The sequence below is a fragment of the Limnothrix sp. FACHB-881 genome, from assembly GCF_014698135.1.
GTDB lineage: Bacteria > Cyanobacteriota > Cyanobacteriia > CACIAM-69d > CACIAM-69d > CACIAM-69d.
The window spans coordinates 97,981-120,493 of sequence record NZ_JACJSN010000016.1; the positions used below are offsets into that span (position 1 = coordinate 97,981).

Genomic DNA, 22,513 nt, shown 5'->3' on the forward strand with positions numbered 1-22,513 from the left:
GCGCTGCCCTGACACACTAATACGTTTAGCCAATGCTGAAAAGTCTAGTTCGTCAACTAGTCCGCTAGTCCACCAGGGAGAACATCAACTCGCCTTCACAGGCCAGTTGCCCTTCCACTTCCGCCCGGCCGTGCATTTTGCCGAAGCGTTTTTGCTTCACCCAAAGCAGTTCGACGGTCATGATCAGTTGATCGCCGGGCACCACGGGCCGACGGAAGCGCACCTTGTCAATGCCCCCAAACATAAACAATCCTTGTCCGGGGTTGTCTTGCATTTGGGTGAGCACCACGCCGCCCACCTGAGCCATGGCTTCCACAATCAGCACCCCTGGCATGATCGGGCGATTGGGAAAGTGGCCTTGGAAGTGGGGTTCATTGAAGGTGACATTTTTTAGCCCCACGGCCCGCTTACCGGGAACATAGTCGATGATTCGATCGACCAAGGCGAAGGGGTAGCGGTGGGGAAGCAGCCGGTGAATGTCTTCAACGGTGAAGGTGGTGGGCCCAACGGGGCGATCGGCCTGATCCGTTGTGGTTGTGTCCTGGGTCTGGGCGGTGACAACGGGTTCTGGAGCAGAAACAGTGGACATAGGACTTTGCAACCTAAACAACGGGCCAGTGGGCGATCGAGCGGGCAAAACCACGGATGGTCACGAACTCCTGTGAGGGATGGGCGTGCCTATCCGCTGCTGGGCAATTGGATGGATGGTGACTGAGCAATGGCGGAACCCTGGGCTGGCACTGATTTTCGAGGACTCATTGCCGATCGGGTTCCGATCAAGGTTCGATCGATGACTGATCAAGGTTCGATCAATCAATTGCCGACCGACTTTCGATCGAAGACCCATTGCCAATCATTGCCGCCAGTTTGGCCACCAGTTGCCCATGAAGACGATGGCTGGCTTTGTAGGCCAAGTAATGGGCGCGCGGAATGGTTCCGAGCAGGGCCAAGTCGCCAACTAAGTCTAAGATTTTATGACGCGCTGGCTCATTTTCATACCGCAAGGGCGGATTCAGCCAGCCCGCTTCGCCACAGACTAGGGCATTGTCCAGGCTGCCACCTCGGATCAGGTTGGCGGCCCGCAGTTGTTCAATTTGGTGGGCTAAGCCAAAGGTGCGGGCAGGGGCAATGTCGTGGGCAAAGGAGCCGGGTTGGGGTTCCGGCTCGATCGGGCAGAAGGCTGCTCCGGGTGACCAACTGTGCCATTGGTTGCCGATCGCGGGTAGGGCAAAGTCAATCCCATAGCTAAATCGCAGTTCTGCGGCGGGCAAGGCGGCCACAAAAGCATCGCCCTCATGGATCCAAAGGGGTTCAGCAATGGTTGCCGGATCGGTTGCTGGCGTGCGGGTGCTCGGCAAGGCCCGCAGACCGGCCAGGGCGATCGCCCGACACCATTCAATGGCGGAACCGTCCAACAGGGGCACTTCGGGCCCATTAATTTCCACTTGGGCCACCCCCACGCCACAGGCGACCAAGGCGGCCATCAGGTGCTCGATCGTGCGGACGGTGGCTTGCGGATCTTGGGGCGATCGAACCTCCGTGGACAGTTGCGTTTGAGAAACCAAATCCCAACGCGCGGGAATGACCGGGCGATCGGGCAAATCCGTGCGCACAAACCGAATACCCGGTTCCAAGCTGGGCTGCACCCACAGGGTCACGGGCAATCCGGAATGTAGCCCCACGCCCGATCGACTAAAGGCCTGGCCGAGGGTGCGCAGGGGGGCGATCGGGCGCTGGATCTCCGGCGCGATCGCCATAGCCTCCGAGGACGGCCCGACCATTGCGAGTTCCGGTTGGGGTTCCGCTTGCAGTTCTGGTTCTAATGCCGTTGGTAATTCCCTTTGCATTGCCCCTAGAACCGCTCACCGATACCAAAGTGCAGTCGATTGCCGCCCTCGCTGTTCCAGCCATAATCCAGCCGGATTGGGCCAAAGGGCGTGCGGGCCCGCAGTCCAACCCCATAGCCCACACCCCAACCGGGCTTTTCACGCACAACGGCCGGTTGCCCGGGCACATCTTCCCCAGAGCCAAGGTCGGTGGCAAAGTCCAGGAACAGCACGCCGCCCACGGGAATTTGTTCCGTTACCTTCAACAGGGGGAAGCGATATTCCACCGAAGATTGGAAGAAGTAGCGACCGCTGCCCACCTCGCCTTCATCAAACCCGCGCACGGAGTTGGTGCCGCCCAGGGGGAAAGCTTCATAGGGGGGCAAGTCTCCAAACACGCCGCCCGCTTGCAGGTTCACGGCGATCGTTTCGGGGCCGGCGGTGAACTTGGTGAATTCCACCGGGAAATAGCGGCTGTAGTTGGCCCGCAGTCGGGTGAAGAAAATACCGGTAATGGGAATGGCTTGATCCAGACCCACCCGGAAGAAGGAGCCTTGGGTGGGGGTAACCCGATCGTTTCGGCGATCGTTGGTCAAGGCCAGTTGCAGGGTGAAGATGTCGTCCTTGCCGTCCTCGTTGAAGGCCAGTTGGTTGCCATCTTCGTCTTCGGGGCTGAGGTCGCCATCGCGATCGACAATGCGCACATGCTGGAACTCTGCCCCCAAGGAGCCGCTCCAGGTGCTGGACAGGGGCCGGCTAAAGACCACGCGCCCCCCGGTGCGATCGACCCGAGGCAGATCGCCATTGTCCAACTCCACTTCGCGCTCACCCCCATCAAAAATCAGCGAGATCGATCGCCGCTTGTAGAGGTTCACCGTGTAGGACGTTCGGTTGGGGTCACCCGCAATCCAAGGATCCGTGAAGCTGAGGTCAAAGCCCAAACCCCGCTCCGACAGTTGCACTTCTGCGCCCAGCTTTTGGTTATTGCCCCCCAGGTTTTGTTCCTGGAAACTGACGGAACCAAAAATGCCGCTGGTGGAGCTAAAGCCCACTTCCGTTCCCAAAACGGCGGTGTTTTTCTCCTGAAGATTCACCGACACATCCACCTTGCGCGGATCCGTGCCGGGATTGAGGGTTAACTGCACATCTTCAAAAATGCCCAGCCCAAAGACGCGCCGCAAATCCTTCTGAATTTGATCGCGGTTAAACACTGCGCCCGGTTTGGTGTCCATTTCGCGGAACACAATGAAATCGCGGGTGCGGCCGGTGACCGTTGTGCCATCTTCGTTGGTGGGTTTGCCGTCGTCGTTCAGGAAGGTGATTTTAATGTCTTCAATTTGCCCTTCCGCCACTTCCAGGGTCACGTTGCCGTCTCGACCCACGCGCGGCGATCCCACCACTTGGGCTAGCACATAGCCATTGGACTGATACCACTGGGTGAGCTGTTTGATCGACTCTTGCAGCTTGTTCAGGTTCAGGGTGGAGCCATACAGGGGGCTGAAGATCCGATCGATTTCCGTGGCTGGCAGCACCGTGGAGCCTTCGATTCGCACCGCCTGTAAAACCGGGTTGGGGGTGACCTCAAAGGTGACCCGTACCCCCAAGGGGGTGTCGTCCGGCACGGCACGCACGTTGGCGAACAACCCCGTGGCAAAAATGCGGTTGATGTCCTCTTGCAGTTGGCTACGGGTGGCCGTTTGACCTGGCCGGGTGCGAATGACTTTGTAAACCTCCTCTTGCAAGGTGGCTTCTGCGCCGGCCACAACCACTTCCGCAACCAGAACTCTGGCTTCGGTTGGGGTTTGCTCAGGGGCGGCGGGTTCTTCGGTGGCTGGGCTGGGGGCAGGTTCCCCTTGGGCGATCGCCCCGGTTGAGGGCTGGGGGCTGGGTTGTGCGGGCCCGGCGGCGATCGGGCCGTTGACCGGGTTGGCCGTTGGGGTTGGTGCTGTCGGGCCGGCGGCCACCGCGATCGGGGCGGGTGGCACAGGATTGGCCATGACCGCTGGGGAAACCGGCGACAACTCCGGAGTCGCGGCTACGGATTCCGTGGCTAGCTCCGCCGTTGACTGGGTGGCCGATGCCGAGTCCGTGGTTGGCTTCGTTGCCGATTCCGCCGTTGATGCTGCTGCCGATTCCGTCGCCGTGGGTGGTTCTGTCGCACGGGCTGCTGGACTGGTCACCAAGACGATCGTGGCACTTGCAGCCAGCACTGGCCACAGGATCATCAAACGCAAAACACGCATACACTCCTCACCTTAGGACGCAGCCAACTTTCGATGTGGCGGTGGAAACAACGGGTTAGCGTCCAATTTAGCCATTGAGATGGGTTTGAGGCTCGCTGCTGCGCCGTTGCTCCGAATTTAGGGGTCGGACATCGATCGAGGATTGCAATCGACCACGCGCCACCGGGAGCCATCTCACTCCATCTGAATTCGGTTCGCTAACCGACAACCCAACCAACAACCAAAACAGTGCAATCCTACCGCAGGAGCTTGTCGCTTGAGAGTGGCCAGGGGATCTCTAATTCGCCAAAACCTTTTCCAGGACTCGCTGATAAGCCCCTTCCACGTTTCCTAAATCTTGGCGGAAGCGATCCTTATCCAACACTCGGGCGATCGGGTCGGTTTCCTTGGCATCCCACAGGCGACAGGTATCCGGGCTAATCTCATCCCCCAGCACAATCCGCCCGCCGGAGTCGATGCCGAATTCGATCTTGAAGTCCACCAAGATAATGTCGCACTGCTGGAAAAAGTCGCGCAGGATTTCGTTAATCCGTTGGGTCAGCTCCGTAATTTCTCGTACCTGAGCTGGCGTGGCCAACTTCATGGCGTAGATTCGGCCCTCCGTCACCAACGGATCCCCAAATTCATCGTTCTTGTAGCAGAACTCAATCAACGGGGGTTCCAGCGGCGTACCCAGGGCAATGCCCGTTTGTTTGCAAAGACTACCGGCGGCAAAATTCCGCACAATCACTTCCAACGGCACGATGGTCAAGGCCCGCACATTCATTTCATTGGGAGCGGGGCAGTCCACAAAGTGTGTCGGCACGCCCGCCGCTTCCAGCTTGCGAAACAGGTGTTCCGACATGGTGCAATTAATGCGCCCTTTACCCGCGATCGTCCCTCGTTTTTGGGCATTGAACGCCGTGGCATCGTCCTTGTAACAGGCCAACAGAATGGTGGGATCCGCCGTGGCGTACAGGATTTTGGCTTTGCCTTCGTAAAGCTTTTGTAGAGCGGTCATGGATTCCTGAAGCGCAATAATTCCTGAAGCGCAATAAATTTCGACCCATCCAGCTTAGGGCCTGTCGTCCATGGCCAGCCGCTGAGCGATCATGACGGCTCGATGGCCGCCGGGCGGCCTGGTTGGATTACTGCACTGCTGTGCGGCTGTTGCGTGGTTAGAGTCCCGTTTGGTTAAATCCCCACCCGATCGCGATCGGGGTTCAGCCATTGCCACAGGAAATCGTAGTGATGGATATAGCCTGGTTCCTCAGCCACGCGGGCGGCCGCCAACAGGGGCGACACCAGCGCCTTAATCGTCAGGGCAATCAGAAACGGAATTCCTACCAGGGCGCTACAAAGGGCGGCCGCTACCAAAACGTTGAGATGAAAATTCACAGCCGATCGGGCGTTGGCCTGAGCACGGGGGTCAGGAGCCGCCACCATAATTGCGATCGCCAAACCGCAGCAGACCAATTCCAATAACACTGCGCGATCGACCCCGATCGGGGCCAGGGTCACCATTCCCAAACCGCAGCCTAGGAACACTGACCAGTGGGCCAACGTTGCCAGCCAATCCGACTGATCCGGTTGGGGCGAATCGGTGCGCCAAGGCTCGAACTGCCATTGCCCAAGTTGCCATCCCATAAACACCTCCTGACCGGTCAATGCGGGCGACGATGTGCGGCGGCCGTCTCAACCGAGTTTCAACGTTTCAACCCAAGGTCAACCGACTCGTGTTAGCAACTACGCCACAGCAACACGATCGGGCAACTAAAACATCGATACCTTAGTTCTATCGACTTTTGGGGACAGCATCCTGAGGACTTGGCGGCTTGTAATGTTTATTTGCACTCATTTGTGCTGATCGTGCCGCTTTGCTCCCTCGCTGATCCAGGGAGCGATCGCAGCGGGCAAACTGCCCAAAACTCATCCTGAACAAATAATCCTGAGCCAATCCTGAGCCAATCCCGAACTAATTCCGAGCAAATTCCGAGCAAATCAGTGAATCCTGAGCACATTTTTCCTGATCAAACTTTACGTATCTTTACGCTCTCATCTTCGTTGGCCCCTCAGGCTTTACGCTAAAAACGCCGATCGGCCTCCCTGTTTTTGAGACTCAATCCTTTAACACCCTATGTTCCCCACCCATCGCCCTCGTCGTTTGCGGACTAGCGAAACCCTGCGCCGCATGGTTGCGGAAACCGTCGTCACCACCAACGATTTGATCTACCCGTTGTTTGCTGTACCGGGTGAAGGGGTGGCGAACGAAGTAAAGTCGATGCCGGGTGTTTATCAACTCTCGATCGACAAAATTGTTGAAGAAGCCAAACAGGTTTATGACCTAGGAATTCCTGCCATCATTTTGTTTGGAATTCCCGCTGAAAAAGACACCGATGCAACCGGTGCTTGGCATGATTGCGGCATTGTCCAAAAGGCAACCGAAGCCGTGAAAAAAGCCGTGCCCAATTTGGTGGTAGCGGTGGATACTTGCCTGTGCGAATACACCAGCCATGGGCACTGTGGCTATTTGGAAACGGGCGATCTCAGCGGACGAGTTCTGAATGATCCCACCTTGGAATTGCTGAAAAAAACCGCCATTGCCCAAGCCAATGCCGGAGCCGACATCATTGCACCTTCGGGGATGATGGATGGGTTTGTGAAATCCATTCGGGAAGCCTTGGATGCGGCTAAATTCCAAGACATTCCAATCCTCTCCTACGCCGCCAAATATGCCTCGGCTTACTATGGGCCGTTCCGAGATGCGGCTGAATCAACCCCGCAATTTGGAGATCGCCGCACCTATCAAATGGATCCGGCCAATGGACGGGAAGCCATCAAGGAAATTGTCCTGGACATTGCTGAAGGGGCGGATATGTTGATGGTGAAGCCGGCTCTGGCCTACATGGACATCATTTGGCGCGTGAAGGAAGCTAGCAATTTGCCTGTGGCGGCCTATAACGTTTCCGGTGAATATTCGATGGTGAAGGCGGCGGCCCTCAACGGTTGGATTGATGAGCAACGCGTGGTGATGGAAACCATGACCAGCTTTAAGCGATCGGGCGCAGATTTGATTCTGACTTACCACGCCAAGGATGTGGCTCGCTGGCTGAAGGGCTAAGCGGATTCCTGAGACGTATTTTCAGACACTCACCAAGCACCAGTTGCTATGGGGCAAGGGGCTTCAGCCCCTTGTCTTTTTTGATTTGGGATTGGTTGAGTTTGTTTTTGTTGATTTCTGATTTTGAGCAATGAGATGATTGAGGAGCCGGTTTTATAGAAATCGGTTTGGACTTTTTATTGGCTTCTTAAATTTGGCTTTTTAGATTTGGTTGTTTAGATCCAGGGTGCTCCTGAGGTAAGTGGCACAGGCGGCGGCACTCGAATTGAGGAAGCTGCGTCTGCTAAAACAGGCCTCAACAAGTCTCTCCTGGAAATCTATGACACTCGTTACCTCCCTGGCCGATAACGGCCCCGGTTCCCTGCGTGCGGCCTTGGCGGCGGCCCCCAATGGCGACACCATCACCTTTGCCCCTAACTTGGCCAACCAAACCATTCGCCTCACCAGTGGCCAACTGTTGGTCGATCGGGACATCATCATCGATGGAGCCAATGCGCCAGGGCTGGTAATTAGCGGCAACGAAAGCAGCCGGGTGTTTTATGTCAGCAAGCAGGGCGGTTCCGCCACGTTTCGCAACCTGACCGTGGCCGATGGGCGCACCCGAGGAGCCACCAACGTCAGCACTTCCGGCGCGGGGATTGGCACTGACATTCGCGTCAACCTGACGATCGATAACGTCACCTTCCGCAACAACGAGGCGGAAAACTTCTCCGGTGGTGCGGTGTCCCTGGAGTTTCAGGGGAAGGGCACGATCACCAACAGCCGCTTTGACAACAACCGAGCCAGCCAAAAAAATAGCGGCTCGATCGTGGAGTTTGGGGCCGGCGCGGTGCAAAGTTGGGCCGAAACGACGCTGGTGGTGCGCAACAGCGAATTCACCAACAACAAAGGAACCAACGGCGGGGCGATTGGCACGATCCAAACCGAATTGCTAGTGGAAAACAGCCGTTTTCTGGGCAACGATTCCAGCAAAGGCGGCGCGGCCTTTTGGGGCCAAGGCGGGGCCATCTACGCTGACGCTGCCAGCAAATTTGGTGATGGGGTGGGTGGTCAAATGATCATTCGGAGCAGCTACTTTTCAGCCAACCGAGCCGCTGCTCAAGGGGGGGCGCTTTCGCTCTATCCCTACCGACCGGACAAGGCGTTGATTGAGAATTCAATCATTGTTGACAACACCGTGGTGGCCGATCCGGGCGGGAATGGTTTGGGGGGCGGTGTGCGCTTGGCCGTGGGTGATGCGATCATTCGCAACAGCACGATCGCCAATAACAATGCTGAAACTCAAGGTGGCGGGGTTTGGATTGCGGAAGATGCTTCAGTGCAAATCATCAACACCACGATCGGGAATAACAAAGCGGTGAATCCCGATCCGCTGCGGGGAATTGGCGGCGGCATTTTCTTTGCCAATAATCAGGCGAACAGACTAATTAATGTCACCTTGGCTAACAACACCGCGAGTGGCTTTGGCGGCGGCATTTTCAAAAATGATGCGTCCTCGGTGGAAGTCACGAACAGTTTGTTCGTAAACAATCGGGCTGGCAACAGCTTTAGCGAATCGTTCCAAACCAACCGCACCCTGACCGATGGGGGCAATAACCTGCAATTTCCCGCCTCGTTGCCCGGGGGCAAAGATCCGCAAATTACCGGCAGCGCGATCGTGGCCGATCCAAAGCTGGGGCCCCTGCAAGACATTGGCGGCGGCCAATTGGGCTATTTGTTGCAAGCGGGCAGCCCGGCCATTAACGCCGGAAAAGCCGTGGCCGGTGTGACGACAGATCAGCGCAGTTTGCCGCGTGATGGGGCGATCGACATTGGCTCCACGGAGTTTGGTGTGGGTGGCGGTGGCACAACTCCGCCCCCAACCGGTCAGTTCACTTCCGGTAATGATGACCTGAACTTGACCGATAACGCCGATTCGGCCGATGCCCTGGCCGGGAACGATCGGGTGGTGGCCCTCAGCGGGAGTGACAATGTTTTTGGGAATGCGGGCGATGACAGCCTCTTTGGGAATGCGGGTGATGACACGCTGTTGGGTGGCGATGGTGCGGATTTCCTGTTTGGCGGGCGCGATCGCGATCGACTCTTTGGCAACCTAGGCAATGACCAGATCTTCGGCAACATCGGTGACGATGAGCTTTATGGCGGTCGTGATGCGGATAGCCTGTTTGGCGGCCAAAACAACGACAGCCTGTTTGGCAACATCGGTGCAGACTTGCTCTCGGGTGATTTGGGTGATGATTCCCTCTTTGGGGGGCAAGACAATGACACCCTGGTGGGCGGTGACGGGGCTGATTTGCTCTCGGGCGATTTGGGCAACGATCTCCTCACGGGGGGCGCAGGGGCCGATCGATTCATCATCGGTTCCGGCAAGGGCACGGAAACGATTACTGATTACCAAGACGGCACGGACAGGATTTTGCTGGCGGCTCCGTTGGCCTTTGGTGGCCTCAGTTTTGCCACGGTCAGCGGTGGGGCGGAAATTCGCTTTGGCAGTGAGGTGTTGGCCTTTGTGCAGGGGGTGAGTCCGGCGGTGTTTGACCCGGCGGACTTCGGAACCATCTAGCACTATTTAAGGGGCGATCGCCCAATCCAACCTGGCCGATCGCCCCTTGTCATAATGAGACCAATTGCGATCGTGAGGATCCGCCGATGATTGCCCAAACCCCCAGCGCACCGGGAATAATCCAACCGAAACCGATCGAGTATCCCGACAGCGACGGCCAGCCGATGGCAGACAACACCAAACAATTCCGCTGGATTCAAACGATTTACAGCAACCTCGCTGCCCTTTTCGCCGACGATCCCCAAGTCTTCGTAGCGGGCGACTTGCTTTGGTATCCCGTCGAAGGCGACAACAAAACCCGCCAAGCGCCCGATGTGATGGTGGTGTTTGGCGCACCCAAGGGTGATCGGGGTTCCTACATGCAATGGCGCGAAAACAACATCGCTCCGCAGGTGGTGTTTGAAATTTTGTCGCCGGGGAATCGCCTAACCGAAATGATGAAAAAGCAGATGTTCTATCACCGCCACGGCGTGGAGGAATATTACATCTATGACCCCGATCGCAACGACCTGAGCATCTTGATTCGGGGGGCAGGCGAGGCGCTGGAACCGGTGGATGAACCGGATAGTTGGGTCAGTCCTCGGTTGGGCATTCGGTTCCAACTGGGCGAAGAAACCCTCACGCTCCTGCGGCCAGACGGCCAGCCTTTTTCCACCCTGATTGAGGAGCGCCAACGGGCTGAACAAGCGGAGCAGCAAGCCGCACAAGCACGGGAGCAAGCTGAGCAGGCCCAACAACAGGCGGCAGAAGAGCGCCAACGGGCTGAACAGGCCCAGCAGCGTGCCGATCGCCTCGCGGCTCGACTGCGAGAATTGGGGCTGGATCCCGAAACGATCGACCCCTAAAGTACAGGAAAGGGAGTAAGCATCGATGTTGCGATCGATCAAAATTGGCCGGGTCAAAATCGGCTTGGTGGGATGGGGACTTTGGCTAGGGACGATCGCCCCTGGCCAGTCGATCGCCTGGGCCATGCCTTCGCCAACGTCCGAACCACCAGTTTTGCCGGTTTTGATTGATTGCCAAAACTTGCAACCGGCTCCCGATCGCAGCAAAACCCTTCCCCCGGACGCAGCGGAAAACCTGGGTGATTGGCAGCTTTGCACCCAGCATCCTGAAACCGCGATCGAGTGGTATCAAACGGCCCTGGCCGGTTACCGTGCCTTGGGAGAAAGTGCCGAGGCATCCGTAACGATCGCCCTGTTCAAGCTGGCCCGGGCCCACCTGATGGCTGAACAGCCCACCGCTGCTCTGGATTACTACCACCAAGCGATCGAGCGAGATCCGATCTATGGCTTCTTGGATTTATTCCTGGAACGGCAGGTTTCGCCCCTAGGAGAACCGGTCACGGACTCTGGATTGCGGGGCAATGGCTACAGCGGCCCCACCCGAGCGGAACCCTCGATCGCCGCCAGCGCCCAGTTTGAGCTGGCCTACGACTCCTATCGCCTTGGGCAAATCACCGCCGCCCTTCAGGCCTATCGCACCGCCTTGCAACTGCGGCCCAACTTTGCCCAGGCCCACTTAGGGCTAGGCATGGTTCTGGAGCGACAAATGGACTACGAAGGCGCAATCCGAGCCTATCAAACTGTCCTCAAACTGGAGCCAGACTTGGTTTGGGGGCATTACCGCCTAGGCGCGTTGCTCACCATTCGCTATCAACCAACGGCGGCCCGGGCCGCCCTGCGGCGGGTGGTGGATGCCCACACGGGTCTCGATTCCTTGGGAGAAGCGGTTAAAGCGGCAATCGTCGAAGACCTAATGGGGGATCTCTACCAATCCCGAGGAGACTCGGCCGAGGCCGATCGCGCCTATCAACGGGCCCTGGCCCTCGCTCCCCAGGGGCCGGGTTTTTACCTGAAGCTGGGGAAAAACTGCCTGATTTGGGGCCAACATCAACGGGCGATCGACTCCTTTCGTGCTGCCCTGGCCCAACTGCCGCCCGACCATCCCGATCGGGAACTGGCTGAAGTGGGCATTGCCAAAGCCCTGGTTTGGTCGGATCGTTGGGCCGAGGCCAGGGCCCAGCTAGACAGCGTTCTTCAGCGTTGGCCCAACTCTGCTGATGCTCAGAAATTAAGGGAGCATGTCAACAGTCGGCCCCACTAGTGTCGGTTATCCTATTCAAGGGTTTTGGGACGTTTAGAGTTTGGGGAAACCTATGAAAGTTGCCGTTTTCAGCACGGAACCCTACGATCGCCAATTTTTGGATGCCGCCAACGCCAACGCCGGTCATCCCCACGAACTGGTTTACTTTGATACTCGCCTCGAAGCCCACACCGCCGCCCTCGCCGTTGGATTTCCCGCCGCTTGCATTTTCGTGAACGATGACGGAGGGCCCGAAACCCTCAAACTTCTGGCCGACAACGGCACAAAACTGATTACCCTTCGCTGCACGGGCTACAACAACGTTGATCTGCGTGCCGCCCAAGACTCTGGCCTCACCGTTGCTCGCGTCGCGGTCTATTCTCCCTACTCCGTGGCCGAGCATGTGGTGGGTTTGATCCAAGCGCTCAACCGCAAGCTGCACCGAGCCTATAACCGCGTGCGGGACGATAATTTTTCCCTCAATGGCCTGTTGGGCTTTGATCTTCACGGCCGGACGATCGGGATTGTGGGAACGGGGAAAATCGGTTTGATTTTGGCTCAAATCATGACCGGCTTTGGCTGCAAAGTGCTGGGCTATGATGTCTACCCCAACGCCCAATTTGAAGCGATCGGGACGGCCCGCTATGTCTCCTTGCCGGAGCTGTTTGCCCAGTCAGACATCATCTCCCTCCATTGCCCTCTGACCCACGACACGCACCATCTGATTAGCAAACAGGCGATCGATCAGATGAAGTCCGGCGTAATGCTAATTAACACCAGCCGCGGCCAATTGGTGGACACCAAAGCCGCGATCGAGGGCATCAAATCGGGTCAAATTGGCTATCTGGGCATCGATGTCTATGAACAAGAGGCCGAACTCTTTTTCCGTGACCTGTCCGACACCGTGATTCAGGACGATACCTTCCAGTTGCTGCAATCGTTCCCGAACGTGATCATCACCGCTCACCAAGCCTTCTTTACCCGCGAAGCCTTGGGGGACATTGCTCGCACCACCATTGAAAACCTCACCGCCTTCGAGCAACACCAACCGATCGCCAATGAGGTGCGCCTTCCTGATTAGGGATCACGGCTGATCGATCACGACTCGGGTTCTTTTCTGCCCTTCTTAGTCATTGCCTTCAGTGTTAATTGATCAGGGGCGTGCAGTTGTGCGCCCTCTGCGCCCTCATGGATTTGGCCCATGCTGAGCAATCGGATCCATCAGCATTGCCCTGCACCGGTTGGCCGAAACTTGCCGGACTTTGCAGGTTTGAAAGACCAGGCTTTAGAGAAATACAACAATTGGTTAAAAAGGATTGCGGGTTGTTGCCGTATCATTCTTAGAAGTATTTTTAACAAACCATAACGTTTCTCAGCCAAGGAGCGACCATGACGATCGCGGTGGCCCCCGAGCAGCCCACGACCGCAGTGCAGCACGTTCCGCGAGAATATCTCGACCCACCCCAGGAACTGTTTAACCCCACGCTGCTAATGATGGTGGCCGCCACCGCAATTGTGGTGCTCTCCGTCTGTGGCTATTGGCTATGGCACTGGCCGGACTGGATTTGTTTTTGTGCCAATGTGCTGGCGATGCACCTGTCGGGAACCGTCATTCACGACGCATCCCACAACGCCGCCCACAAATACCCGATCGTCAATGCCATCCTGGGCCACAGCAGCGCCCTGATGTTGGGGTTTGCCTTTCCCGTGTTCACACGGGTTCACCTGCAACATCACGCCAATGTCAACGACCCCAAAAACGACCCCGATCACTTTGTTTCCACCTGCGGGCCCCTGTGGTTAATTGCACCCCGATTTTTCTATCACGAAATTTTCTTCTTCCAACGCAAGCTCTGGCGCAAGTACGAGTTGCTGGAATGGTTTCTGAGTCGGATGGTGCTGGTGGGCATTGTGTGGGCCGGCATCCATTGGGACTTCATTGGCTATGTGATGAATTTCTGGTTCTCGCCCGCGTTGGTGGTGGGGTTGGCCCTGGGATTGTTTTTTGACTATTTACCCCATCGGCCGTTTGAAGAGCGCAATCGCTGGAAAAATGCACGGGTCTATCCGAGCGCTCTGCTGAATTGGTTGATTTTGGGGCAAAACTATCACCTGATTCACCACCTTTGGCCCTCAATCCCTTGGTATCACTACAAAACGGTTTATGAACGGGTGAAGCCGTTGCTGGATCAGAAAGGATCGCCGCAGACACTGGGCATTCTGGGAGACCAAAAAAATTTCTGGAATTTCATGTATGACGTGTTTTTGGGCATTCGTTTCCATCGCCACTGAGTCAGGTTGAGCCATGTTGGTGAGCAACATCGGGCGGTATTGAGCGATGTTGAGCGAGATTGAGCGATCGGGAAACAAGAGCCAGGCCCAAATCATCATGATTTGTCAGGAAACCCGGGTATTCATCGCTGATTGATGACTAATTTGCTGATTTGATCCCGATAAATTTCTGATTAATTCCTGACGACTTCCCGATCGATTGCTCAATCTCAGTTCCGCATCAATCCCCTGTCTGGTGATCGTCAATGCCAGGCAGGGGTTGCTTTTTAGCCCGATCGCTCCCACTGGCGGACTCGGGGGCTGAGCTGTTGGGCGGATGGGTTGGCTCAACCCATCGGTTGCTGGCTCTGTGTTCTTTGTTGGCCACAAGCATTTTGCCTCGGAAAAATTCGCTACATCATTAGCACCTCCCCGATCGCCCCCTGTGATCGGGCTGTGGCCTTGAGTGGCCGGCGCAGGGTCCTGCTGCCTTGCCCTCTTCTCCCGAAGCCGTTTTCAGACCTGCGCGATCGATGATTGCAACCGGGAAAAATGGAACCAATCGCTCCAACATTACGCGGTCACAGGTTTTGGCTTCCCGTTAGGGTGATCGGGAAAACGTGCCCAGCCATCCGGATGGCCGCCCGCCGTGATGGGAACCATGAGGAAATGCAATCAGTCTCTGGATGAAACTGTATGCATTTTGTCAAACACTCGTTACAAGATGTCATAATCTAAAGGGCAGATAGGTCATTCAACCTTGACGTTGCCCCACCCATGGGGATCAAGACTGAAACCAACGACCGTCTGCGGTGCGATCAAGCCGAATCCCTACGACGACACAACAACTCGGCGATCGCGCGGGACTTCGCAACCGCTACACCCAGTGAGGTGACTACCATGGATCATTCATTTGAATTGAGCCTCGAACAGCAGTTCAACATCCGCTCCTTCGAAAGTCAGGTAGCCCACATGAGCCTTGAGCAGGCCCAGCAATTCTTGGTTGAGCTGTATCGCCAAATGATCGTCAAAGAAACCATGTACAAGGAGTTTCTGAAGCATGAGTGGGGTCTCGGCGAGCGTTTTCAAGCGCCCTAGGCCAGCGCCCTAGCGGTTCCCATCCGCTGCAACCCGATCGACTCGGTGCGAGCTGCCTCCGTCTCCTGCTCTGTTCCCGTTGTGAACCGAACTGGGGGTGTTGGGGTAACGCTCTCCCACCCAAGGCCAAAGGGTTGTCCCCGTTCCGAGAATCGAATTGCTGAGCTTGGCTGCTGACTCTGTGCGCCGACCTGCCCACAGCCCTCTGGTTCAAACGCTTCCGAACACCACCCCACAATGTCATGTTGAATGGTTTGCCTCCTGAGAACACCGGGCCCGGCACCCGAAAGTTATTCCGAAAGTCCATAAAGAACGCTAGCTTGGAGGGGATACGATTTCGATCGGATCCCCTCTTGGCTTCAGGGGCTAAGGGGCGGTGGTAACTGTTCTCGATCGCTACGTTGATCATCGCTACGTTGGCCACTGTCGGTGATCACTCCCGATCGCTGTAGCGGTGGTGATCCGCTTAACTCGTAGTTAGTTGGTTTTAAGGTTTGGTACGAGGATTTTGACCCATGGCGTGGGGCGACCAAATTTACGTGATGCGATCTCTGGCCGGGTTGCAAAGTGCCTATGAGCATCACGGGATTGATTGTGGTGATGGAACCGTGATCCATTACTCCAAGCGCGGTGAAGTGCCCAAGGTGACGCGCACATCCTTGCTGGAATTTGCCAGCACGCAACCGGTCACCGTGAAGCGCTATGCCACTTGCTATTTGCCCGATGCGACGATCCAGCGCGCGGCCAGTCGGTTAGGGGAAACAAAATATAGCCTGCTGCTGAATAATTGCGAGCATTTTGCCACCTGGTGCAAAACGGGCCGGGCGGTGAGTCATCAAGTACAAGACTTTTTGCCTTTTCTGGAAAAAGCGGATCCCGATTGGGTTGATCAGGTGCTGCATCAGCCTACGGAGTCGGGGGATGAGCAGGCCCAGGTGCAGGCTATTCTCGATCGCGCCTTGGCGGATATCAAACCGGTTTGGAATAATTTGCAACCGCAATACAACCGGGCTGTGGATGAGCTGCGGGATTGGCATGAGGTGGCGTTGTTGGCCATGCAGCAAGGGAGGGAGCCGGTGGCGCGGCGGGCGATCGCCCGGAAGTTGGCGGCCAAAGAGCGGGCCCAAACCCTCAAGACAGATCTCGATCGGTTGGCGGAGATGACTGAAACATTGCTGCGGAACGCTAAAAAAATCTCATAATCCACTGCGCGACTCCGTTAAATTCTGGAGTGTTGAAGCCGATACTTTTTTGCTAACGGATGCTAACAAATGCATAAGTTGAGATGGTCTCTCAACCAAGGCGTATCAACCAATGCCCGTAGGAAAATCCCACGAGCACCATTGAGATCCCGATTCATTGATCGCCCATCAACTTTCGACTTGATGACCCGAGAGCCGCCAATCTTGACGATTTCACCTGTCCACGAAACGGTTTTAGATGTGTAGGCTTCATTGATGTTGGTCAAGGCAATCTTGCCCAACTCCCAAGCTTTCCACTCCAGATGTTTCTTGAACTGATAATGCGATAGGGTCAACATCTGCCGCACGGTTTTCGACTTGATCTTGCGACGTGATTTGCTCACCATTTGAGAAGATTCAAAGCTGGGCAACAAAATCACATCAAAGTTTTCAGTCAGGAACCGTGCGGTTTTGTGGTGAAGTTCTTTCACCAGATGTTGCACCTTGGAACGCAGGCGATCGGCGGCTTTCTTGAGGCGGTACTTCTGGGCTGATTTAGCCTTAGTGATTTTGGAAATCAGGCGATCCAGCTTGAAGCACAGCTTTTGAATCAACAAGTTCGAGTCATTGCCAATCCATCCATAGGAGGATTCGGCAAAGAAGGTCATGAATGTGCGGACACCGGGATCTAAGGCAACCACTCGCCCTTGGTTTTCGGACTGCATGGGTTGCACCTCTGTTGAGGTGATCAGGTAATACTCACCATAGGCAAGTGTCAACCGACCATCACTGAAGCCATCAGGAATTGATTCTTTCAGAGCTGCTTTCCCCAAGATGGTGTGGTAAACACCGTTTTCACTGATGGCTGATTTGGGGATGTAGATCGTTTGTTGTCGATCTTTGCGACTACGAAAACGGCACTTGTGAATTTGCCCGTCTTTTTTGAAGCCCTTTTTAGCTTCTCGAACGGCCGTGCAAGCATCTTTGACCGCAATCTTTTTGATCTGATAGGGAACTGACTTGGCCCATTCGGGAAGCGAACCCAGGATGATGGGCGCAACTGCCATCCAATTGGCTTTGGTTCCCGGCTCCTGAAGATGTTTGATCGTGGTGTTGTAGACGTATCTAGAAACGCCAAACCATTGCTTCAGGAGCGCTTTTTGATCAGGGGTTAGGAAGATTCGGATCTTCCTGGATCGCCTTCCGGTAGCTTCTGAGTCCGGGCATTCGACGAGAGAAGAGGTGAAGGATGGCGAGCAGATCCGCTGTGAGTTCTGATTCTGGGCAGTGAACAGATTGGTCGAGAACCATGAGTTCGCCACCGTTTTGTTGAACCATGAACTCGAACAGCTCGAATCCGAATCGGCAGAGTCGATCGCGGCAGGCAACCACAATTTGGAGCTGATCGCCGCGCATGAGTCTGACCAGTAGGGATTGCAATCCTTTCCGCTTGAAGTTGAGACCTGATCCGATGTCTTGGATGATTTCGGCTTCGGGGTAGCGATCTCGCATGAACTGGATTTGTCTTGCGAGATCGTCTCGTTGCTTGGGTGAACTGACGCGGCAATAGCAAACAACGGTAGATCGAGTTGCCTTGCGTCCATACGACTCGACGTTATAAAGCCGCTGGCCCGCCTCGTTTCGGATGGTTTCGATCTTCCCTTCATCTGCGTACTTTCTTAGCGTATTTGGATGCAATCCCAGAAATTCGACCGCTTTTCTGAGAGGAATGTATGCCATATCTAAATATTGGCATACGTTAACGAATGTTAGTAAATTAATTACTGTTGATCAACCTTGATCGCTGAAGCCTAAAGCGGTTGGTCGCTGGGGATGCTGTCTAGGGCAGCCCGCCAACCTTGATTGGCAGTCCAGGTGATGGCTCCGTCTTCGCCGGTTTGGTAAAGTTGCGCCCGCTGCGATCGCAAGAGGGGGGTAACGGTGGGCGCTAGTTCACGGGTGGAGGCGATCGCCCAGCGGGGTTGCAAAGCGGCCACCAGTTCCGGAGCGAGGTCTTGGCCTGGCCACCAAAGACCAGTGACTGATCGTAACTGTCCCGTTTGGGCGAGCAGTTTTTGTTGAGCGACGGAACAATTGCCCAGGAGAAACCAGCGCTCTTTCCCCAACTCTAAGGTTAAGGCGGGGGCGATCGGGTCAATGACCGTGAGGTTGGCGCGGCCCATGCGCAAGGTTTGACCGGCTGTCAGGTTGCTGTAGCGACCGTTGCGAACCCGAGCAGCACTGACCATGGCTCGATCGACATTAGAAGCGGCCGTTTGTAGCGGCTGATCGTATAGGTTGGCGATCGGTTGTTGTTCCAAGATTCGCAGCCACCCTCGCCGTCGATCGGGGCGATCGCTCATCACCACCCCAACTTCAATGCGGTTAATGCCCTGTTGGCGCAAGAAGGGCAACACCGTGAACTGAGCTACGGGTAAGTCTCCAGCTCCCGCCAGCAACAAGCGCCCTCCATCCCGCACAGCTAACATCGGTTGGCTGCCCGCATCCAGAACGGTAGCCGTGAGTTCCCCGCTGCGAGCCAACCAGCCGGGCCCGATCGCCACCACTAAAGCCCCGATCGCCACTAGGCCCCAACGATTGGCCCGCTGGAACCAGGGCCATTGCCAAACGGCCACCAGCAGGAGATATAAAACCAACAACTGCCCGATCGAGATTGCTCCCACGGCGATCGCGCTGCCTGGCCAACTGGCGATCCATTCTCCAAAGGTCAACAATCCCCGCATGGGATAAACCAAGCCGCTGGCCAACCAGTTTCCCAAGGGGGGCAACAGGCCAATTGCCACCGCTGCAATCAACCCCGCCACCGTTAACACCGATACCCAAAGACTGGTCAAGGCTGAGGCGATCGGCCCATAGACAGAAATCTGATAAAAAGCCCACAGTTGCACTGGAATCGTCCAAATTGTCGCCGCCAGGGCTGAGGCGATCGGTTCCGACGCAAACTCCGGCAGCCAGCTCAACCGCTGGGCGATCGCCGTCGCCGACACCACCAGCCCCAAAGTGGCCAGCACACTAAACTGAAATCCCAAGTCCCAAATCCAGAGCGGGTTCCAGCACAACATCACCACCACCACCGCCAGCAACGCGCCTAAGGAATTCACTTGGCGCTGTTGAGCCATCCCCCATAGAACCGCTGCCCCCATCAACCCCGCCCGCAGCACGGAGGGACTGGCCCCCGCCAGCCAAACATAACCCCCGAGCAAAATTCCACCCCCGATCGCCACCGCCAAGGGCAAGGGGCGCACCCGAATCAACCCTAAAAAGACCCCCAAAATCACCACAATCTGAAACCCAGATGCGGCCAACACATGGGACAGGCCAGCTCGCACAAAAGTGGTTTGTAGATCTGCGGGCAAGTCCACGGCCAGCCGACCCAAAATCAAGGCTCCCAGAAACGCGCCTTCCGGAAATCCCATCACCTTGACTAGGGATTGCACCAGGCGCTTGCGCACCATTTGTGGATTGAAGGCACTGAGGCTCCACCAAGAATCCGGTTGCACCGCCCCATCAATGGTCTGAACCGTTTGCCCAGATATCCCTGCAAAACTACCTGCCCGCTGCAAATACCAAGCAAAGTCAAACCCGCCGGGGTTGGTGGGCCGTTGCGGTCGATATAACCGTCCCGTCACTTCCACCATCTGACCCGGTTTCAGCCCCGTTGCTTGGAGCAGAGGAACCGTTGCATAGACTCGGCCCGTGACGCTCTGGGCTAGATTTTGGGGGGGTGGGTTGATGGCAGGGCCGGTGGCCGTTGGAATTTGCAGCAATTGCGTGGATTGCAGCCAAAATCTGGCTTTGCCGGATTGGGTGATTTGATAAGCCGAGTCCACTTGACCCCGAACGGTGGCCAGCTCGATCGCCTGGCCGGCATGTTCCAAACGGGCGATCGCGCGGCTAATGTCATCCGTGCCCGGCTGTGGCAGTCGCCATTGCAAATACAGCGTGGCCATCAATCCCACACAACCTGCCACCACCCAAAACAAGGGCTTCAAGCTCGGGTCAAGCCAGGGCAACCGCCGGGCGATCGCACTCGATCGCACCCCCGCCATCACCAGCCCCAAGCCCAGCAGCCACAACCCGCCACCCGGCAGTCCCCAGACCAGCAATCCCGCCACAAATGCCAACCCCAAAATTGCCGGCCCCGTCATCGTTGCTTCAGCTCCTCGTTGTGAAATCCTCGTTCTGAAACCAGGAAGCGATTAAAAAGGGCGATCGAGTAGACATCCTGCCACCCGATCGCCCCAATTCATGACTCGGTCAAGTGCCAGTCTGTAACGCATCAGCACCCTGCGTCCGCGCTCAGACTAGCCATCGAACCCACTCCCGATCGCCAATGGCTTACAGCGACAGGCCCAACCGCAATCCGAAAATTGCATGGAGCACCATGACTCCAAACGCCAACGACCCCAAATAAGCATGGGCCGTCCGCAATGCCGGTTGGCCGCCCCCAAACTTCGACATGGAAATTGCACCATTAGCACCCAACAACCCCAGCACCAGCGTCCCCGTCCAGAAGTGGGGGCTTTCCAGAATCGGCTTCTGTTGCATGATCAGCGACAACAAACCGCCCGAGTAACCCATCGCCATAAACGTCGTCATCCAAAGAGCCAAGCGCTTATGGCTCGTCAGCATTGTGACCTTTGCATCACTCGGCTCTGTCAGGCGGCCCTTCCAGCCCATCACGACCGCCGCAGTTCCCATCGCAAACATCACAATCCCCATCATCAGTGGGTGGCCCCAATGGGTGACTGGTTCCGGCAAATTCATTCCCCGAAACTGAGCCGCGATCGGCTCCAGAATCTCCGTCAGCCGGTCTGCAACCGTCGAAAGCAAATCCATTCTCCTCGTCCTCTCTCAAAAGCGGCTCATCGAGACCTAATAGCCAGGCCCATCAGTCCTTTCGAGTATAAAGACTTTCGCGATCGCCCCCTTTCCCCAACCCTTGCTCTCTGCCCTCGAAACCTTTAAACCTTCGTCAACACCCCAGCCGTCGATCGACACAGCGGAAACCCCATCTCCTCTCGCCGCTCCACATAAAGCTTCGCCACCTGCCGCGCCATCCCGCGAATGCGACCGATATAGCGCGTTCGTTCCATCACCGCAATCACCCCCCGTGCGTCCAACATATTGAACGTGTGCGAGCACTTCAGAACAAAATCCAACGCCGGAATCGCTAAACGCCGCTCAATCAGTTGCAGCGCTTCCTTCTCATACAACCCAAACAGCGCAAACAGCATCTCTGGATCCGACGCTTCGAAATTGTAATGGCACTGCTCAATTTCTCCCTGCATGTGGACATCGCCATAGAGCAGCCGGTCATTCCAACGAATATCCGCGATCGCACTCACCCCTTGGAGATACATCACCAACCGCTCCAAGCCATAGGTAATCTCGATCGACACCGGATCGCAATCCAAGCCACCGCACTGCTGGAAATACGTAAACTGCGTCACCTCCATTCCATCCAGCCAAACCTCCCAGCCCACACCCCAAGCGCCAACCGACGCATCCTCCCAGTTATCCTCCACAAACCGCACATCGTGATCCTCCGGGCGAATTCCCAACGCCCGCAGCGAATCTAGATAGATCTCTTGGATATTGTCCGGCGACGGCTTAATCAGCACCTGGTACTGGTAGTAGTGCTGGTAGCGGTTTGGATTCTCCCCATACCGCCCATCCGTCGGCCGGCGGCAAGGCTCCACATAGGCAACCGACCAAGGTTCCGGCCCCAGCGCCCGTAAAAACGTATGGGGATTTTTCGTGCCCGCCCCCTTCTCCGTATCGTAGGGCTGACCAATCAAACAGCCCTGACCTGCCCAAAACCCATGCAGCGTCGCGATCGCATCCTGAAAAAACACTACCGAATCCTCCTTATCCACTCAGTCATCCATAAAACAGCGCGCCCCGATCGTACCGATTCTGGGGCGCGCCTCATATCCAAATAAAAAATCGAAGAAAATTTATTCGTTCAAAGCATTACTGTAAGGGAGTTTGGGGAATTTGGGGAATGTGCGCGAAAATTTTTTTTCAAAAAGTGTTGACAAGTTCGAGAAAGGTTGTTAATTTAATAAAGCGCTGAGGGGGAAGCGAAAGCGAAGCGAACCGGAAACGGCGGCTGAAGCGAA

18 protein-coding genes are annotated in these 22,513 nt (G+C 56.2%); 8 read left to right on the forward strand and 10 right to left on the reverse strand.

Annotated elements, in window-relative coordinates; translation table 11 throughout:
• Window positions 1–64: 64 nt before the first annotated feature.
• From fabZ to H6G52_RS14445, 5 genes are all read right to left on the reverse strand, one after another.
• Window positions 65–589, reverse strand: a complete 525-nt coding sequence (gene fabZ / locus H6G52_RS14425) for a 3-hydroxyacyl-ACP dehydratase FabZ (RefSeq protein ID WP_099533514.1) — start codon at window positions 587–589, stop codon at window positions 65–67.
• A 220-nt stretch (window positions 590–809) separates the two neighbouring features.
• Complete coding sequence (lpxC, locus tag H6G52_RS14430) at window positions 810–1,757, reverse strand: UDP-3-O-acyl-N-acetylglucosamine deacetylase (RefSeq protein WP_190529255.1); 948 nt, start codon at window positions 1,755–1,757, stop codon at window positions 810–812.
• A 95-nt stretch (window positions 1,758–1,852) separates the two neighbouring features.
• On the reverse strand, window positions 1,853–4,069 hold the full coding sequence (locus H6G52_RS14435; protein ID WP_199312433.1) for a BamA/TamA family outer membrane protein: 2,217 nt from the start codon (window positions 4,067–4,069) through the stop codon (window positions 1,853–1,855).
• A gap of 277 nt (window positions 4,070–4,346) precedes the next feature.
• Window positions 4,347–5,069, reverse strand: coding sequence for a phosphoribosylaminoimidazolesuccinocarboxamide synthase (gene purC / locus H6G52_RS14440; RefSeq protein ID WP_099533515.1), 723 nt, complete (start codon window positions 5,067–5,069; stop codon window positions 4,347–4,349).
• 173 nt (window positions 5,070–5,242) lie between these two features.
• Entirely contained in the window at window positions 5,243–5,695 is a 453-nt protein-coding gene (locus tag H6G52_RS14445) for a DUF4870 domain-containing protein (protein ID WP_190529224.1), read from the reverse strand.
• A gap of 490 nt (window positions 5,696–6,185) precedes the next feature.
• Here H6G52_RS14445 and hemB point away from each other — a divergent pair, with 490 nt between their 5' ends.
• The 8 genes from hemB to H6G52_RS14485 all read left to right on the forward strand — a co-directional run bounded on the left by hemB (window position 6,186) and on the right by H6G52_RS14485 (window position 16,388).
• Window positions 6,186–7,169, forward strand: coding sequence for a porphobilinogen synthase (hemB, locus tag H6G52_RS14450; protein ID WP_190529226.1), 984 nt, complete (start codon window positions 6,186–6,188; stop codon window positions 7,167–7,169).
• A 319-nt stretch (window positions 7,170–7,488) separates the two neighbouring features.
• Window positions 7,489–9,732, forward strand: a complete 2,244-nt coding sequence (locus tag H6G52_RS14455) for a choice-of-anchor Q domain-containing protein (protein ID WP_190529228.1) — start codon at window positions 7,489–7,491, stop codon at window positions 9,730–9,732.
• Window positions 9,733–9,818: 86 nt separating this feature from the next.
• On the forward strand, window positions 9,819–10,577 hold the full coding sequence (locus H6G52_RS14460; protein WP_190529230.1) for a Uma2 family endonuclease: 759 nt from the start codon (window positions 9,819–9,821) through the stop codon (window positions 10,575–10,577).
• Window positions 10,578–10,602: 25 nt separating this feature from the next.
• Window positions 10,603–11,838, forward strand: a complete 1,236-nt coding sequence (locus tag H6G52_RS14465) for a lipopolysaccharide assembly protein LapB (protein WP_190529232.1) — start codon at window positions 10,603–10,605, stop codon at window positions 11,836–11,838.
• Window positions 11,839–11,890: 52 nt separating this feature from the next.
• Complete coding sequence (locus tag H6G52_RS14470) at window positions 11,891–12,898, forward strand: 2-hydroxyacid dehydrogenase (RefSeq protein WP_190529234.1); 1,008 nt, start codon at window positions 11,891–11,893, stop codon at window positions 12,896–12,898.
• Between the two features lie 308 nt (window positions 12,899–13,206).
• Window positions 13,207–14,109 (forward strand): beta-carotene hydroxylase, encoded by a 903-nt coding sequence (gene crtR, locus H6G52_RS14475; protein WP_099533522.1) that lies wholly within the window; start codon window positions 13,207–13,209, stop codon window positions 14,107–14,109.
• An 879-nt stretch (window positions 14,110–14,988) separates the two neighbouring features.
• Window positions 14,989–15,186, forward strand: coding sequence for an NblA/ycf18 family protein (locus tag H6G52_RS14480; protein WP_099533531.1), 198 nt, complete (start codon window positions 14,989–14,991; stop codon window positions 15,184–15,186).
• Between the two features lie 515 nt (window positions 15,187–15,701).
• On the forward strand, window positions 15,702–16,388 hold the full coding sequence (locus tag H6G52_RS14485) for a lecithin retinol acyltransferase family protein (RefSeq protein WP_190354517.1): 687 nt from the start codon (window positions 15,702–15,704) through the stop codon (window positions 16,386–16,388).
• 62 nt (window positions 16,389–16,450) lie between these two features.
• On the opposite strand, the gene H6G52_RS14490 is transcribed toward H6G52_RS14485, so the two are convergent.
• The 5 genes from H6G52_RS14490 to glyQ all read right to left on the reverse strand — a co-directional run bounded on the left by H6G52_RS14490 (window position 16,451) and on the right by glyQ (window position 22,246).
• Window positions 16,451–17,629: a helix-turn-helix domain-containing protein gene (locus H6G52_RS14490; protein ID WP_190529258.1), complete on the reverse strand. Its 1,179-nt coding sequence runs from the start codon at window positions 17,627–17,629 to the stop codon at window positions 16,451–16,453.
• Window positions 17,532–18,107 (reverse strand): IS607 family transposase, encoded by a 576-nt coding sequence (locus H6G52_RS19150; RefSeq protein ID WP_190529236.1) that lies wholly within the window; start codon window positions 18,105–18,107, stop codon window positions 17,532–17,534. The genes H6G52_RS14490 and H6G52_RS19150 overlap by 98 nt, the downstream gene beginning before the upstream one ends.
• 71 nt (window positions 18,108–18,178) lie before the next feature.
• Window positions 18,179–20,536 (reverse strand): ComEC/Rec2 family competence protein, encoded by a 2,358-nt coding sequence (locus H6G52_RS14500; RefSeq protein ID WP_190529238.1) that lies wholly within the window; start codon window positions 20,534–20,536, stop codon window positions 18,179–18,181.
• Window positions 20,537–20,726: 190 nt separating this feature from the next.
• Window positions 20,727–21,227, reverse strand: coding sequence for a DUF4079 domain-containing protein (locus H6G52_RS14505; protein WP_099531918.1), 501 nt, complete (start codon window positions 21,225–21,227; stop codon window positions 20,727–20,729).
• Window positions 21,228–21,352: 125 nt separating this feature from the next.
• A complete protein-coding gene (gene glyQ / locus H6G52_RS14510; protein ID WP_190354519.1) occupies window positions 21,353–22,246 on the reverse strand; it encodes a glycine--tRNA ligase subunit alpha in 894 nt (297 codons plus the stop codon).
• Window positions 22,247–22,513 lie beyond the last annotated feature (267 nt).